A 15,726-nucleotide genomic window follows, 5' to 3' on the forward strand; every position below is an offset into this window, starting at 1 on the left:
CAGGGGCTCGGCGTGACCGATTGTGATTAACATGCGTTCTATATCGCGCATTATCGATCACTATGGACGGCTTGCTTCAGCTGTCAATCGCTAAGCCAGGCCGCCGCTCTGGAAGGCTTGCGGCGCGAAAAAAGCCTGCGCCTTAAGGGCGCAGGCCGATATTTCGATCGGGAGGAGTTTCGCCGCGCAGGAAACGGGCGACGCTTATCTGAGCGGATCTAGAGGTGATTGCAAGTGGAGAATGATTGAAAACGATCTCTTTTGCTCAAATCGCGACACGGAGGTCCGCGGGCGGCTCGGCCAAGGCGCGGCCGGTGATCGCCGCGGCGTTCTGGACGCCGGTCAGGGTCATGGCCACGCGCATCTCCGCCTCGATCAATTTGAGCACATGGGCCACGCCGGCCTGGCCGCCGCCGGCCAAGGCATAGGCCCAGGCCCGGCCCAGCAGCACGCCGCGCGCGCCCAGGGCCAGCATGCGAACCACGTCCAGGCCCGAACGCACGCCGCCGTCGGCCAGCACGGTCAAGTCCGAGCCCACGGCCTGGGCGATGCCCGGCAGGGCCCGGGCGCTTGAAAGCACGCCGTCGAGTTGGCGGCCGCCGTGATTGGAGACGACCAGGCCGTCGGCGCCGAGGTCGCGGGCGGCCCGGGCGTCCTCCACGTCGAGCACGCCCTTGATGATCAGCGGACCGCTCCATTCCTGGCGAATGAACTCAAGGTCCTTCCAGGTGATCGACGGATCGAAATTGTCGCGCATCCAGGCGAAGAAGTCCTCCAGGCCGGTCTTCCGCTGCAACACCGGGGCGACGTTGCCCAGGCTGTGGGGGCGACCTTTGAGCCCCACGTCCCAGGCCCAGGCCGGACGCTGGGCGGCCTGCCAGAAGCGACGAAGATCGCCCATCGGACCCGAGGCGCCCGCCAGGCCCGAGCGATAGTCGCGATAGCGCGAGCCGGGCACGGGCATGTCGACGGTGAACACCAAGGCCGAGCAACGGGCGGCGCGGGCCTTGGCCAGCAGGTCACGCATGAAGCCGCGGTCGCGGATCATGTAGAGCTGAAACCAGAAGGGCTGGTCCACGCCTTGGGCCACTTCCTCGATCGAGCAGGCCGAAACGGTCGACAGGCAAAACGGCACGCCCGCGGCCTGGGCCGCCCGCGCGGCCTGGACCTCGCCTCGTCGTGCATTCATGCCGGCCAGGCCGATCGGCGCCAGGGCCACGGGCATGGCCAGCCTCTGGCCGAAAAGCTCGGTGGACAGATTCAGATCAGCCGCGTCGCACAGGACCCGCTGGCGCAAGGCCACGGCCTCCAGATCGGCGATGTTCCGGCGCAGCGTCACCTCGGCATAGGAGCCGCCGTCGATATAGTCGAACAGGAAGCGGGGCAGGCGGCTGCGCGCCAGGTCTCGATAGTCGTCGATCGAGGCCGCCCTCACGCCGCGTGTTCCGTGCGTTCGACGTCGCGGCGCCAGTCCTGGGCGTAACGGGCGATCGAGACCTCGAGCGGGGCGACCGGGGTCAGGGCCGTGGCGGGCTTGAGCGTCGGTTCGATCAGGCGCAGCGCGCCGTAGGAGACGTCGTTGTGGGCGTTGGAGACGTAGATCTGGTCGCGGGGGCGAAGCGAGGCCAGGGCGCGCACGAAGACCTCGGCCTCGGCGAAGCGGCCTTCGACCAGAATGCGCTCGCGCGCGCCAATCAGGTCCAGAGATTCGTTGGCCACCAGCGCCGCGTAGAGGCAGACGGCCGCGCGGCGCTCGGCCTGGTCGGTGGGCATGTTGATCCAGCGCCCGCGATGGCCCGGATAGGGGCCAAAGCCCGGCGCGAAGGTGGGCAGGACGCGCGCGCCCGCGGCCAGGACCGCCGGGACCGCCGCCAGCAAGGCGGGCTGGTCGGGCTTGATGTCGACGCGGCGGGTGTCCACGCCGGCCAGGATCTCGATCTCGCGACCCCCCATGAAGCGGGCCGACGGCACGAGCTTGCCGAACGCGTCGACATTGATCAGGCAGTCGCGGTCCTCGGACAGCCGGGACAGCTCGACGCTGGCGTCGTCCTCGGGCGAGCGCATGGCCACGAACCAGGTGCCGGTCGAAAGCACCGTCGATTCGGCCTGGGCGATCTCGGCGAAACCGCGGGCGGCCAGCAGGGCGGCGTTGGAATCGTGCAGACCACAATAGACTCGCACCGCCTCGTCCAGGCCCGTGCGCGCGCGCCACGTGTCCGTCAGCCCGCCTAGCGCCGCGCCCGCCTCCGCCAGGGGCGGCAAGGCTTGGTCCCAGCCCCGCTCGCGGGCCAGGTCCGAGACGCGACGGTCCTTGGGGCGCCAGAGGTCGCTGTGGCAACCCAGGCTCGTCACCTCGCTGGCCGCCACGCCCGAAAGCCGCCAGGCCCAATATTGCGGCCACAACAGGATCTGAGCGCCCGGCGCCAGCAGGCCCGGTCTCAGGCCCTGGAGATAGTGCAACTGGGCGCCGAGGTTGAGGCCGCCGGGCAGGGCGGGCGATCCGGTGTGGCGAAAAGCGTCGCGGGCGGCCTCGTAGGAGCCGCGCGCCGCGTTGGGCCCCGGTTCTTCGTAGTCGATCGGCGGGCAAGCCAATTTGCCGTCCCGGACGATGGCCGCCGCCGCGCCATGCCCGACCGGGATGATTGCGCCGATGCGGCCCTGCTTGGCGAAAGCCGTCAGCGTCTGCGCCAGCCAGGCCTCGATGCCGTCGGCGTCGAGCGCGACATAGGCGCCAGCGTCGATGCGCGCATTCGGGCGTGAGTCCTTGGCGAGCAGATCGCCGCTCCGCGTCCAAAGGCTCAATTTCGCCAACGTCTTACCAACGTCGAGCACCGCGATCAGATCGTCCCGCACCGTTCCTCCTCATTTCCGCTTTTGATTAAATCTTATCGAAAATGATTGATTGGCGCCATCACAATCGATAATGTCGCATCAATCCACTCATCGGGAGCGCCCTCTAATGAACGACATCACCACCACGGCCGCGGCCGAGGCGAACGCGCTGTTGTTCCCCGAGCCGGAGAGCCGCTGGTCTGATGCCCAGGCCGCGACCAAGTCGCCCGCCGAGCTGTTGCTCTATCGCTCCAATCTCCTGGGTTCGGATCTGACGGTCACCAATTTCGGCGGCGGCAACACCTCGGCCAAGCTGGAAGAGAAAGACCCGCTCACCGGCCAGGCCGTGGACGTACTTTGGGTGAAGGGCTCGGGCGGCGACATCGGATCGATGAAGCTCGACGGCTTCTCCACCCTCTATCTCGACAAATTCCTGGCGACCGAGAAGCTCTATCGCGGCGTGGCGTTCGAAGACGAGATGGTCGGCTATCTGCCGCACTGCACCTTCAACCTGAACCCCCGCGCGGCTTCGATCGACACCCCGCTGCACGGCCTGCTGCCGTTCAAGCATGTCGACCATGTCCACCCCGACTCGATCATCGCCCTGGCCGCCGCGCGCGGCGGGGAAGCGGCCACGCGCGAGATCTGGAAAGGGACGGTGGGATGGCTGCCCTGGAAGCGCCCGGGCTTCGAGCTCGGCGTGCAGATCCGCGACTATGTCGCCGCCAATCCCGGCCTGCGCGGGGTCATGCTCGCGGGGCATGGCGTCATCTGCTGGGGTGACGACGCCAAGGCCTGCTACGAAAACACCATCGGCCTGATCGCCGACGCGGCGCGCTATCTCAATGACAAGCTGACCGGCCAGGCCGCCTTCGGCGGCCAGGTCCGCCCGCCGCTGCCCGCCGAAGAGCGCGCCGCCGTGGCCAGCGCCCTGATGCCCAGGCTGCGCGGCCTGATGGTCGGCGAGCGGGCCAAGGTCGGCCATTTTTCGGACGATCCCGAGGCGCTCGAATTCGTCGGCTCCAAGGACTTCCTGCGCCTGGCCGCGGTCGGCACCTCCTGTCCCGACCACTTCCTGCGCACCAAGATCGCGCCGCTGACGCTGGACCCGGCCAAGCTTGAAGACGAGGCCTATCTGGCCGGGGCCCTGGCGGCCTATCGCGAAGGCTATGGGGGCTACTACCAGCGTTGCGCCCGCCCGTCAGACCCCAAGATGCGCGACCCCAACCCCGTCGTGGTGCTGGTTCCCGGGGTTGGCCGCCTGACCTTCGCCGCCGACAAGGTCACCGCCCGTCTGGCTGGCGAATTCTACGGCAACGCCATCAACGTCATGCGCGGCGCCGAAGCCACCGGCGGCTATCTGGGCCTGCCCGAACAGGAGGCCTTCGACATCGAGTACTGGGCGCTGGAAGAGGCCAAGCTTCAGCGGATGCCCAAGCCCAAGCCGCTGGCCGGCAAGATCGCCCTGGTCACCGGCGGGGCCGGCGGCATCGGCGAAGCCACCGCCCGGCGCTTCCTAGCCGACGGGGCCTGCGTGATGCTGGTCGACCGCGACGGCGATCGCCTCGACCAGAGCCGCGCGGCCTTCGAGAGCAAGTTCGGCAAGGACGTCGTTCGTTCGGCCGTTTGCGACGTGACCGACGAAGCCCAGGTCATCGCCACCTTCGCGGCCTGCGCGCTGGAGTTTGGCGGCCTCGACGTGATGGTCGCCAACGCCGGCATCGCCTCCTCGGCGCCGATCGAGGAAACCTCGGTGGCGCTGTGGAACAAGAACTACGACGTCCTGGCCCTGGGCTACTTCCTGACCGCCCGCGAGGCGATCAAGCTGATGAAACCCAATCAGGACGGCTCGATCGTCTTCATCGGCTCCAAGAACGGCGTGGCCGCCGCCACCAACGCTGCGGCCTATGCCTCGGCCAAGGCCGCGGCGTTGCATCTGGCCCGTTGCCTGGCGCTGGAGTGCGCGCCGTTCGGTATCCGCGTCAACAGCGTCAACCCCGACGCGGTCATCCGCGGCTCGCACATTTGGGACGGCGACTGGCGCAAGGAGCGTGCGGGCGCCCACGGCATCGATGCGGGCGCCGAACTCGAGGAGCACTACCGCAAACGCTCGATGCTCAAGCGCGACGTGCTGCCCGAGGATGTCGCCGAGGCGGTGTTCTTCTTCGCTTCGGCGGCCTCGGCCAAGTCGACGGGCAACATGCTCAATGTCGACGCCGGCAACGCCCAGGCCTTCGTCCGCTAGGGTCGCGGCGCATGTCGGATCCTTTGAACCTGCGGAGCGGCGGAGGCGGCAAGATCCCTCTGAATCTTAAAAACGAGCCCTAGTTTCAAGAGCTTATAGGGCGTTCTAAGGGGCCAAAATCCCAGAGCGCTCCAGCGCCGAACAACCAACGACAACAAAACAGGGGGCGGGCCACGGGTCCGCTCTCGGGGAGAACCCATGGCCATTTCCTTGCCGCTTTCGAGCGACCTGATCGACAGCCACAACGCCGAGCGCCGCGCCGCGCTCGAGGACGACTACGCCAGCCTGGGCCGGCAGTTGGACCGCCGGGGCGTCGACATCGACGCGGTCAAGGCGCGCGTCGCCGGCTTCTCGGTGGCCGTGCCCAGCTGGGGCGCGGGGCGCGGGGGCACCCGCTTCGCCAAGTTCCCGCTCGCCGGCGAGCCGACCAACATCCACGAGAAGCTCGAGGATTGCGCGGTGATCAATCAGCTCTCGCGGGTGACCCCGCGGGTGTCGCCGCATTTTCCCTGGGACAAGGTCAGCGACTACGCCGGCCTGCGCCAGGAGGCGCAAAGCCTGGGCCTGAGCTTCGACGCGATCAATTCCAACACCTTTCAAGATCAACCGGGCCAGGCCCACACCTACGCCACCGGCTCATTGTCCTCGACCTCGGAGGCCACCCGCCAGCAGGCGGTCGAGCACAATATCGAGTGCATCGAGATCGGCCGGCAACTGGGCGCGCGCGACCTGACCGTCTGGGTGGGCGACGGCACCAACTTCCCAGGGCAGCAGGACCTGGCCGCCTCGCTGGACCGCTACCTGGAAGCGGCCTCCCAGGTCTACGCGGCCCTGCCGGAGGGCTGGCGCATGCTGCTCGAACACAAGATGTTCGAGCCGGCCTTCTATTCGAGCGTCATCTCCGACTGGGGGTCCTCGATCCTGGCCGCCCAGGAGCTGGGACCCAAGGCCCGGTGCCTGGTGGACCTGGGTCACCACGCGCCCAACGTCAACATCGAGCAGATCGTCGCCAGACTCCACCGCTTCGGCAAGCTCGGCGGCTTCCATTTCAACGACAGCAAGTACGGCGACGACGACCTCGATTCCGGTTCGATCAATCCCCATCAGCTGTTCCTGGTCTTCAACGAACTGATCGAGGCTCAGGACAACCCGCGCGAGGGTTTCGATCCGGCCTACATGATCGACCAGTCGCACAACGTCACCGACCCGATCGAGAGCATGTTGTCCTCGGCCGAAGCCATCGCCGCGGCCTTCGCCAAGGCCCTGCTCGTGGACCGAAGCGCCTTGCACGCGGCCCAGGCCGACAACGACGTGATGATGGCCTTCCAGGCCTTGCGCCGGGCCTACAAGGTCGACGTCTCGCCGATCCTGGCCATGGCGCGGCTGGAGGCGGGCGGGGCGATCGACATGCTGGGGGCTTATCGCCACGCGGGCTGGCGGGCGCGCAAGGCCCAGGAGCGCAAGCCCGTGGGCTTGGGCGCGGGCATCGTCTGAGACCGCGCCAAGGGCGGGACGGGCCACCCGGCCCTCGACGGAAAGGCTGACCGAATGCGAGTGGTTTTTCGCGAAGGCGAACGCGGCAAGCTGGTCGCGGGCAACTGGAAGATGAACGGCAGTCTCTCGGCGCTGACCGAACTCAACGCCATCGGCCAAGCCTCGCGCGGCTTTCCCACGGTGGTCGTCGCCCTGGCCTTGCCCGCGACCCTGATCACCGCGGCCGGCGCCCTGTTTCCCAATCTGATCGTCGGGGCCCAGGACGCGCATGCCGAGGCGGCGGGCGCCCACACCGGCTGCGTGTCGGCGGCGATGCTGCGCGAAGCCGGCGCGGTCTTCACCCTCGTCGGTCACAGCGAGGCGCGCCTGCGCCAGGGCGAGACGGACGCGCTGGTGCGTCGCAAGGCCGAGGCCGCCCACCGCGCCGGGCTCGGCGTCATTCTTTGCGTGGGCGAGAGCCTGGAGGCGCGCGAGGGCGGCGAGGCGCTCGGCGCGGTGGTCGGCCAACTGACCGCCTGCCTGCCGCAAGGCGCCGACGGGGCTTGGCTGGCGGTCGCCTATGAACCGATCTGGGCGATCGGGACGGGGCGCTCGGCCAGCGAAGTCGACGTCGTCGAAATGCACGGCGCGCTTCGCCTGGCGCTGCGCGCCGCCTTGGGACGTTCGGGGGACGACATCGCGCTGCTCTATGGCGGCTCGGTCACCGCCGCCAACGCCCAGCGGCTGATGGCCCTGCCAGAGGTGGATGGCGTCCTGGTGGGCGGCGCCAGCCTAAGGGCCGACAGTTTCGTGCCGATCATCGAGGCGGCCTGGGCCAAGGTCCCCGCCCTCGCGCTGCACTAGGCGAGCGATGATTGCGCGCCGAGCGCCCGAGCCGGCGCGGGGTGATTGGGCCGCCGCGAGGATCTTTCGTCGAGGTGATCATCTGTGATCGATAATGGTTGACCTTGAAGTTGTCGGCTTCACTATTGGTCATATTCGCGCAAAGCGAGCTGCGAGGCCCTCTGAAGAGGGCTCTGCGTCCAACGCGGCGACGCCCATCAAACGGCGCCGTCGCCAGGCGCCCCGGGGAGAGACGAATGAAACACGGACACATGACCCGCGCGGTGTTGGGCGCCTTGTTGGCGACCACGGCCTTGGGCGGCGTCGCCCGCGCCCAATCCACAGCCCTGCCTGGCTCGGTGGCGCCCGCCACGCTGGAAGCGGCGTTCCAAAATCCTCCCAACAGCGCCCGGCCGCGCGCCTGGTGGCATTGGATGAACGGCAACATCACCAAGGAGGGGATCGAGAAGGACTTCGACTGGATGGCCCGTGTCGGCCTGGGCGGGGTGACCAACTTCGACGTCAACCTGGCAACGCCGCAGATCGTCCAGCGCCGGCTGGCCTATATGACGCCCGAATGGAAGGACGCCTTCCGCTTCGCGGCCCAGAGCGCCGACCAGCACGGACTTGAGCTGACCATCGCCGCGTCGCCGGGCTGGAGCGAGACGGGCGGGCCCTGGGTGACGCCTCAGAACGCCATGAAGAAGCTGGTCTGGAGCGAAACCTCCGCCGTCGGCGGCAAACGCCTGTCGCTGGTTCTGGCCGCGCCGCCTCAGGTCACCGGTCCGTTTCAGGACGCGCCGTTCCGCGCCAATTTCGCCGCCGCCGACACCGGCAAGGCGCCGGCCGAGCTCTATCGTGACGTGATGGTGCTGGCCTATCCCGCGCCGGCCGCCGCCAAACCCCTGCCGCCACCGGTCTTCGCCACGAGCCTGGGCGCGGTGGCCGAGGGCGGCAAGCTCGCCGACGGACGGCTTCAGACGACGGTCGATGTGCCGCTGAAGGCCGGCGAGGGGCCAGGCTACATCCTCGCCGACTTTGGCAAGCCGGTGACGGTGCGCTCGGTGACCCTGGGCCGCCCCGAGGGCGGCGGCGTGTTCGACCAATCGGGCGCGCGGGCGGCCCTGGAGGCCGAGGACGGGGCCGGGGGCTGGCGCAAGGTCGCCGATCTGCCGCTCGAAGGCGTGCAATCGACCATCAGTTTCGAGCCGGTCACCGCCCAGCGTCTGCGCGTGGTGCTGACGCCGGTCGCGCCGGACCCCAACCTCGGCGGTTTGTTCAAGGGCGTGCCCGGGGCGGTCAAGATGGCCTTCGGCCCGAGCCAGGCGGCCAGCGTCATGGCGATCGGCGAGCTGCGGTTCTTCGGCGAAGAACGCCTGGACCGCTTCGAGGCCAAGGCCGGCTTCGCCATCGCGCCCGACTATTATGCCCTCGAACGCGGCGGCGCCGCGCCGGGCGTGGCGCCGGGCGCGATCATCGATCTCACCGACAGGATGGGACCGGACGGCAAGTTCGACTGGACACCGCCGCCGGGCGACTGGCGGATCGTTCGTCTGGGCTACTCGCTGCTGGGAACGACCAATCACCCCGCGCCGGCCGAGGCCACCGGCTTTGAGGTCGACAAGTACGACGCGGCCGCGGTGCGCGCCTATCTCGAACACTATCTGGCGATGTACCAGACCGCGACCGGGCCGGACCTGATCGGCGAGCGCGGGGTGCGCGCGCTGCTGACCGACAGTATCGAGGTGGGCGCCTCCAACTGGACCGGCGACATGGTCGGGCGCTTCAAGGCGTTGCGGGGCTACGATCCCAAGCCCTGGCTGCTGGCCTTGACCGGTGTGGTGGTCGGCTCGCGCCAGCAGAGCGACGCCTTCCTCTACGATTTTCGGCGCACGCTGGCGGACCTGATCGCCGAGGCCCACTATGGCCAGGTGGCCGAGGTCGCCCATGCGCGCGGCTTGGCGGTCTATGGCGAGTCCCTGGAGGCCGGGCGGCCCAGCCTCGGCGACGACCTGCAGATGCGCCAGCACGCCGACTTCCCGATGGCGGCGATCTGGACCTACGATCCCAAGGACGGTCCGCGCCCCGGCTATATCGGCGACATCCGCGGCGCGGCCTCGGTGGCCCACGTGATGGGGCAGAACATCGCCGCGGCCGAGTCCATGACCGCGGCGTTCTCGCCCTGGGCGTTCGCCCCCGTCGACCTGAAGCCGATCGCCGACCTGGAGTTCGTCAACGGGATCAACCGGCCGGTGATCCATACCTCGGTGCACCAGCCGGTCGACGACAAGCAGCCCGGCCTCTCGCTGGGTCCGTTCGGCCAGTACTTCAATCGCCACGAGACCTGGGCTGAAATGGCCAAGCCCTGGGTGGACTACCTCTCGCGCACCAGCCTGATGCTCCAGCAGGGCCGCTACTTCGCCGACGTGGCCTACTTCTATGGCGAGGACTCGCCGGTGACCGTGCTCTACCAGGCCAAGGTCCCGCAGAACGCGCCGCGGCGCTACGGCTACGACCTGGTCAATGGCGACATGCTGCTCAACACCCTGAAGGCCGATGGCGGCGCGCTCGCCGCGCCGTCAGGCGCCCGCTACAAGGTGCTCTATCTGGGCGGGACCAGCCAGCGCATGACCTTGCCGGTGCTCAAGCGCCTGGCGGCCCTGGTCGAGGGCGGGGTCACCGTCGTCGGCAAGGCGCCGCTCAGTTCGCCCAGCCTGGCCGACGACGCCGGCGCGTTCACGGCGTTGGTGTCAAGGCTTTGGGCCGGCGGCGCGGTGACCACCGTCGGCCAAGGCCGTGTGGTGGCCGGCGACGACGTCGAAAAGGCGCTGCTCGACCTTGGTCAGGCGCCCGATTTCGAGGCCGACCCCGGTGGCGGCGATGTCCAGTTCCTGCATCGGCGGCTGGACGACGGCTCGGACGTCTATTTCGTCAGCAACCAGAGCGACCGGGCCCTGGCGCTCGACGCGCGCTTCCGCGTCAGCGGCCGCAAGGCCGAGATCTGGCGCGCCGATACGGGCGGGGTGGCGCCGACCAGCTATCGCACCGAGGGCGAGCGCACCGTGGTCCCGCTGGAGCTGAGCGCCCACGACGCCTTGTTCGTGGTCTTCCGGCAGGCCGCCGACCAGCCGCAGGTCACGCTCCCCACGCCGCGCTGGGCCCCCGCGGCCCAGGCCAGCGGTCCCTGGACGGTCGCCTTCCAGCCTGGTCGCGGCGCCCCGGCGACCGTGACCCTGGCCAGCTTGGCGCCGCTCAACGACAATCCCGATCCGGGGGTGAAGTACTTCTCGGGTGTGGCCGCCTACAAGACGACGCTGACGGCCCCGGCCAAGTGGCGGACTGGCCAGCCGCTGCAGCTCGACCTTGGCCGCGTCGGCGACGTGGCCGAGGTGATCGTCAATGGCCAGTCGGCGGGCTACGCCTGGAAGGCGCCCTGGCGTGTCGACGTCTCGCGGGCGCTCAAGCCCGGCAAGAACAGCCTCGAGGTTCGCGTGGCCAACCTCTGGATCAACCGCCTGGTCGGCGACGCCCAGCCGGGCGCCAAACCGCTCACCTTCACGGCCATGCCGACCTACCGTCCCGACGCGCCCTTGCGCACATCAGGCCTGATCGGACCTGTGACCCTGCTGGCGCCGCAAGGCCGCTAGCCCGCGCGCCGCCGGACCGTTCGGCGACAGCCCCTCACCTGCGCCCGGCCTTTCCCCAAGGCCGGGCTTTTTTTCGTCTGAAACGGCGATGACGCGGCCTAGCCCAGGCTTGAAGCCTTTGACGCCAGAGCCCCCCAAGGTTCGAGCGGCGCCGCCGCGCGGTCCATCCGGTCCTGACGCGGGGCCGTGCAACGGCGACCGGGGCCAAGGCGGGGCAGGCGATAAATACGGGGCCTAGTTTAGCTCGACCGTTCCAGCGACAGTCGCCTGGAACACGGAAGAGGCGCGGCGATGGCCGGCCGAAACTCCAGGCCCTTTAACTATACCAAGCTGTTTAGATTGAGATTTGGCCACGCAAGAACGTCCAGGTGAAGTCTATCCGCGCGGGTTGTTTTTGATGACCCGCGCGGGGACTGAGCAGGGCGGAAGAAGAAAAGCGGCCGGTCTTCACCGAGGAGGAAAAATGAAAAAATCACTGCTTCTGACGACGACCATGCTTGCCGTCGGTCTGGCCTCGGCCGCGCCCGCCTTCGCCCAGGACACCGCCCGTCCCGCCAGTGCGCAGGCGGCGGACGCCAATATCCTGCCGGACGTCATCGTCACGGCGCAGCGCCGCGAGGAGCGCCTGCAGGACGTCTCGATCGCCGCGACGTCCCTGAGCGCCCAAGCCCTTGTCGAAAAGGCGGTCACGCGCCTGTCCGACCTGCAGTTCGCCGCCCCGTCCCTGAGCGTTTCGGAAGGGGGACTGGTTCAGTCGGTCAACATCCGCGGCATCGGCATCGCCTCGGGCTCGCCGTCGGTGGCCAACGGCGTGGCGACCTATGTCGACGGGGTCTTCCAGCCGCCGATCGTCCAGACCAACAGCTTCTTCGACATCGCCAGCGTCGAGGTGTTGCGCGGGCCGCAAGGCACCCTGGTCGGATCCAATTCGACCGGCGGCGCGATCTTCATCAACAGCGAGCGTCCCAAGCTCGCCGGCGTCAGCGGGTATGCCGGCGCCACCTACGGCAACTACGACGCCATGGAGGCCCAAGGCGCGATCAACCTTCCCGTCGCCGACGACCTGGCCATCCGCCTGGCCGGACAACTTCGTCGTCGTGACAGCTACTATCAAGACGTCGGCCCGGCTCACAATGACGCCGGACGTCTCAATGAAAAGGCGGTGCGGCTTGGCGTCCTGTGGAAGCCGGGCAATTTCGAGGCCCTGCTGAAGACCGAAGTCCTCGACCTCAACACCGGCGGCTTCGCCTACCGGCCGGTCCTGGGCACCGGCCTGGCGGCTGGCCGCGTGGGCGACATTCGCACCCTGAGCTACAATGCGCCCACCTCCCAGCACGAGACAGGGTTCATCAACAGCGCCGAGCTGCGCTACGAATTCGCCAACGGCGTGACCTTGCGTTCGGTGAGCGGCTACCAGGACAAGGAGTCCAGGCTCCTGATCGACAATGACGCCACCGCGATCGCCGACGTGCGGACCGACCAGAACGTCCAGGAGCGCCAGGCCAGCCAGGAATTCAACCTGATCTCGCCCACCGACGGTCGCTTCGACTGGATCTTGGGAACCTATTACCAGCGCAACCGGATCAACGTCCGGCTCCACCAGGTCAATGGCGGCTTTCCGCTCGACGTCCTTCAGAACCAGACCAAGGTCACCACCGGCCTGTTCGCCCAGGGCAACTACCAACTGACCGACACGCTGGAGGTCCAGCTGGGCGTGCGCTATTCGCACTTCAAGCTGTCAGGCGACGGCGCGGTGGCCATCGGGGCCGGGATCCCGGGCTTCCCGGCCGCGGGTCTGGTGGTTGCCGATCTGGCCGGTCGCCACAGCGACAGCCGGCCGACCGGAAAGCTGGCGCTGAACTGGAAGTTCGACGACAACAACCTGATCTACGCCTTCGCCGCGCGGGGCTATAAGCCCGGCGGCTTCAACTCCACCGTGTCGGCCTTCCGTCCCGAAACGGTCTGGAACTATGAGATCGGCTGGAAATCCACCCTGGCCGACGGCCATGTTCGCACGCAGCTGGACGCGTTCTGGAACGATTATCACGGCTTCCAGTTCGGGCTGGTCGATGTGACCTCGGGGCAGAACGGCGTGGCCAATCTGCCCACCGCGACGATCAAGGGCGTCGAGGCCCAGATCCAGCTCAAGTTTGGCGGGTTCTCCGCTGACGGTTCGGTGGCCTATGTCGACAGCCATCTGCCGGGCTTCGTCACGGTCAACACCGTCCCGCTCCCCTCCGGGGCGCTGGGACCGCAGTGCCCGACCGGGACCCCCTCCAACCCGCCGACCTGCTTTAATTATGTGCCGTTCACCGGCCAGGCCGGCGGCGGCCCCAACCTGCTGTCGCCCAAGTGGACCTACAATCTGGGGGCCCAGTACCAATTCCAGCTGGCCAATGGCGTGACCTTCACGCCGCGGCTGAACTACGCCTATGTCGGCGAGCAGTTCACCAACCTGTTCTATTCGCCGGTCACCGATCGCATCCGGGCGCACGGCCTGCTCTCGGCCCTGGCCACGCTGGACTTCGGCCAATGGCAACTGGAGGCCTACGGGCGCAATCTCACGGACAAACAGTATGTCCTGGGTCAGGGCGGCAACAACGAGTTCTACGGCGCGCCGCGCGAGTACGGCCTCAGGGCCAGGGTGGCGTTCTGATCTTGAGCGCCGCCCCCTGAAACAGGCCGGCCCGCCCGCGAAGCCGCGGTGGGCCGGTCCCGACGCTCGGACAGGACCCCGACCCGATCCGGGCGTTGGACGCGGGCGGGCCTGGCGCTATCGTCGCCAGGACCTTGACCAGCGCCTCAGGAAGGCCAGCTGACGGTCTCCTGCTGGCGCGCGGGCCGATTGGATCGAAATGACCAAGCATCGAATCTACTCGACCAGCTTCGCCATCGTTTACGGGCACTACCTGGCCAAGGCGCACCGGAAAGGGCGCTCCAAAGCCGAGGTCGATGACATCATCCTTTGGCTGACCGGCTTCAGCCAGGAAGAGTTCGACGCCCATCTGGCCAAGCAAACGGACTTCGAGACGTTCTTTGGCGTGGCGCCCTTGCTGAATCCGGCCCGGACCAAGATCACGGGCCTGGTCTGCGGGGTGCGCGTCGAAGAGGTCGCCGAACCGCTGATGCGGGAAATCCGCTACCTGGACAAGCTCATCGACGAACTCGCCAAGGGCAGGGCGATGGAGAAGATCCTACGTCGATAACACCCCCCGAGGTGGAGACGCGCCGGGCCGACCGCGTCCTTGGCCGCGGGCGGGCCGCACCGATCATGGACGCAGGCGCCAGAAGGTCGGCCAGGGCGCGGCGGACTAGGAAGCCAACATCGCGGGCGCGCGTTGGCGGCGGCGACGCTCGTCGAGCGCCAGTCGCGTGCGCAGTTGGGCGTCCAGGGCCAAGGTCGCGTCGCCTCGACGCACGCCCTCGACCAGGGCGCCCGCGGCGTCCACGATCCTGGCCAGCAGATCCGGGGAGGGCGGGGTGACGGGGTCGGCGAAGGCGCGCACCGAATAGCCCGCCAGGCATCGCGTGATCACGTGCAGGGCCGGATTGGCGGCGGCCTCGTGCAGGAGCCTTTGCAGGGCGTACCAGGCCTCCATGACCCCAAAATCGTGGGCGGCGCTCATCCGCCGATGGATCGCTTCGAGCGCGTCCAACAGGCGATCGGTGCGCGTGGCGGCCACGCGCTCGGTGGCGCGCATATTGAGCTTGTGGCAGACCCAAAGACACTGGGCTTCATTGGCCTGCGAGGCGGCGAGATAGCCGTGCACGAGGCTGACCAGGGCGTCGCCGTCGGGGATCCTCAGGCGCGCCCCGCCCGCGCGGCCTTTCTGGCAGATCACCACGCCAGCGTCCTCGAGGATGCGCACGGCCGCGATGATCACCGCCAGACTGACCTCATGAATCTCGGCCAGCTCCCAGAACGAGCCCAGCCGGGTCCGCGCCAGGCAAGCCTCATGGGTGATCGAGGCGGCGATGCGCGCAGCGACGATGGCGGCCAGGTTGGTGGGATCCTGCGCCAGCGGCGGCGAGGCGGGGGCGGGCGGCGCCGGTGCGCCGGCCGGCGCTGAAAGGCGGCCCGCAAATTCGTCCAGGCATGTCAGGATCAGGCTCAGGACCGGATCGTCTTCCTCGCCGCGCCCGCGCCGCCGCGTCGTGGCTTCGGCGCTCAGCGCCTCGAAGAAGGTTCGCGCCTCCCGGATGTGTTCGAGGGTCGCGCCGGTCCAGCGCAGGTGATTGGCCAGCGCCGCGGCCGTGGCGGACGGCGAGGGACGCAACACCATCAAGCCGCCGCTGCGGCCGCGCTGCTGGCGACAGGCGCCGCGCGATTCCAGAATGCGGAAGGCCTGGCGCATCAGGCGCACGCCAACCCCGAAGTCGGCGGCGATCACGTCTTCCGGGCCATAGACCGCGCCTTCGGGCCAGCCCTGCCTTTGCAGGGAATCCTCAACCTGCATGGCGGTCAGCGGACCCAGCCGCCGCGGGGTCTCTTCGCCCCGCGCGATGGCTTCGCCGCGGGCGATCGCCTCGTATTCGCGGTGCGGCCCTGGCAGCAAGCGGCGCGGCGGCTCGAGCCGCGATCGGCGCGCGCCGCCGACTGGACTGGTCAATGTCATCCTACCTCCCGAGATCGCCTGGGCCATTCGAAGAACCGGCTCAGCCCTCCAGGGCGGCCGTGTCGGGATC

The 15,726-nt window shown here is 68.5% G+C and carries 9 protein-coding genes; 6 read left to right on the forward strand and 3 right to left on the reverse strand.

The window, feature by feature from the left end:
• Positions 1-265: 265 nt before the first annotated feature.
• Together lldD and ASD47_RS16935 are read right to left on the reverse strand one after the other, a co-directional pair.
• The gene (lldD, locus tag ASD47_RS16930; protein ID WP_056759112.1) at positions 266-1,435 is read right to left on the reverse strand and encodes an FMN-dependent L-lactate dehydrogenase LldD; all 1,170 of its coding nucleotides are present in this window, start codon (positions 1,433-1,435) and stop codon (positions 266-268) included.
• Positions 1,432-2,853 carry an FGGY-family carbohydrate kinase gene (locus ASD47_RS16935; RefSeq protein ID WP_056759114.1) on the reverse strand — a complete coding sequence of 474 codons (1,422 nt, stop codon included), beginning with the start codon at positions 2,851-2,853 and terminating at the stop codon, positions 1,432-1,434. The genes lldD and ASD47_RS16935 overlap by 4 nt, the downstream gene beginning before the upstream one ends.
• Positions 2,854-2,959: 106 nt before the next feature.
• Between ASD47_RS16935 and ASD47_RS16940 the strand changes: the two genes are divergently transcribed.
• The 6 genes from ASD47_RS16940 (at position 2,960) to ASD47_RS16965 (ending at position 14,246) form a co-directional block, all read left to right on the forward strand.
• The gene (locus tag ASD47_RS16940) at positions 2,960-5,077 is read left to right on the forward strand and encodes a bifunctional rhamnulose-1-phosphate aldolase/short-chain dehydrogenase (RefSeq protein ID WP_056759117.1); all 2,118 of its coding nucleotides are present in this window, start codon (positions 2,960-2,962) and stop codon (positions 5,075-5,077) included.
• 198 nt (positions 5,078-5,275) lie between these two features.
• Positions 5,276-6,571 carry an L-rhamnose catabolism isomerase gene (rhaI, locus tag ASD47_RS16945; protein ID WP_200945268.1) on the forward strand — a complete coding sequence of 432 codons (1,296 nt, stop codon included), beginning with the start codon at positions 5,276-5,278 and terminating at the stop codon, positions 6,569-6,571.
• 54 nt (positions 6,572-6,625) lie between these two features.
• On the forward strand, positions 6,626-7,414 hold the full coding sequence (tpiA, locus tag ASD47_RS16950; protein ID WP_056759119.1) for a triose-phosphate isomerase: 789 nt from the start codon (positions 6,626-6,628) through the stop codon (positions 7,412-7,414).
• A 236-nt stretch (positions 7,415-7,650) separates the two neighbouring features.
• Positions 7,651-11,040, forward strand: coding sequence for a glycosyl hydrolase (locus tag ASD47_RS16955; protein ID WP_200945269.1), 3,390 nt, complete (start codon positions 7,651-7,653; stop codon positions 11,038-11,040).
• A 463-nt stretch (positions 11,041-11,503) separates the two neighbouring features.
• Positions 11,504-13,696, forward strand: coding sequence for a TonB-dependent receptor (locus ASD47_RS16960; protein WP_162251664.1), 2,193 nt, complete (start codon positions 11,504-11,506; stop codon positions 13,694-13,696).
• Positions 13,697-13,895: 199 nt separating this feature from the next.
• The gene (locus tag ASD47_RS16965; protein WP_056759124.1) at positions 13,896-14,246 is read left to right on the forward strand and encodes a DUF2200 domain-containing protein; all 351 of its coding nucleotides are present in this window, start codon (positions 13,896-13,898) and stop codon (positions 14,244-14,246) included.
• 105 nt (positions 14,247-14,351) lie between these two features.
• On the opposite strand, the gene ASD47_RS16970 is transcribed toward ASD47_RS16965, so the two are convergent.
• On the reverse strand, positions 14,352-15,650 hold the full coding sequence (locus tag ASD47_RS16970; protein ID WP_235525937.1) for an FCD domain-containing protein: 1,299 nt from the start codon (positions 15,648-15,650) through the stop codon (positions 14,352-14,354).
• Positions 15,651-15,726: the final 76 nt, after the last annotated feature.

Source organism: Caulobacter sp. Root1472, assembly GCF_001426985.1.
In the GTDB taxonomy this organism is placed as follows: Bacteria; Pseudomonadota; Alphaproteobacteria; order Caulobacterales; family Caulobacteraceae; genus Caulobacter; species Caulobacter rhizosphaerae.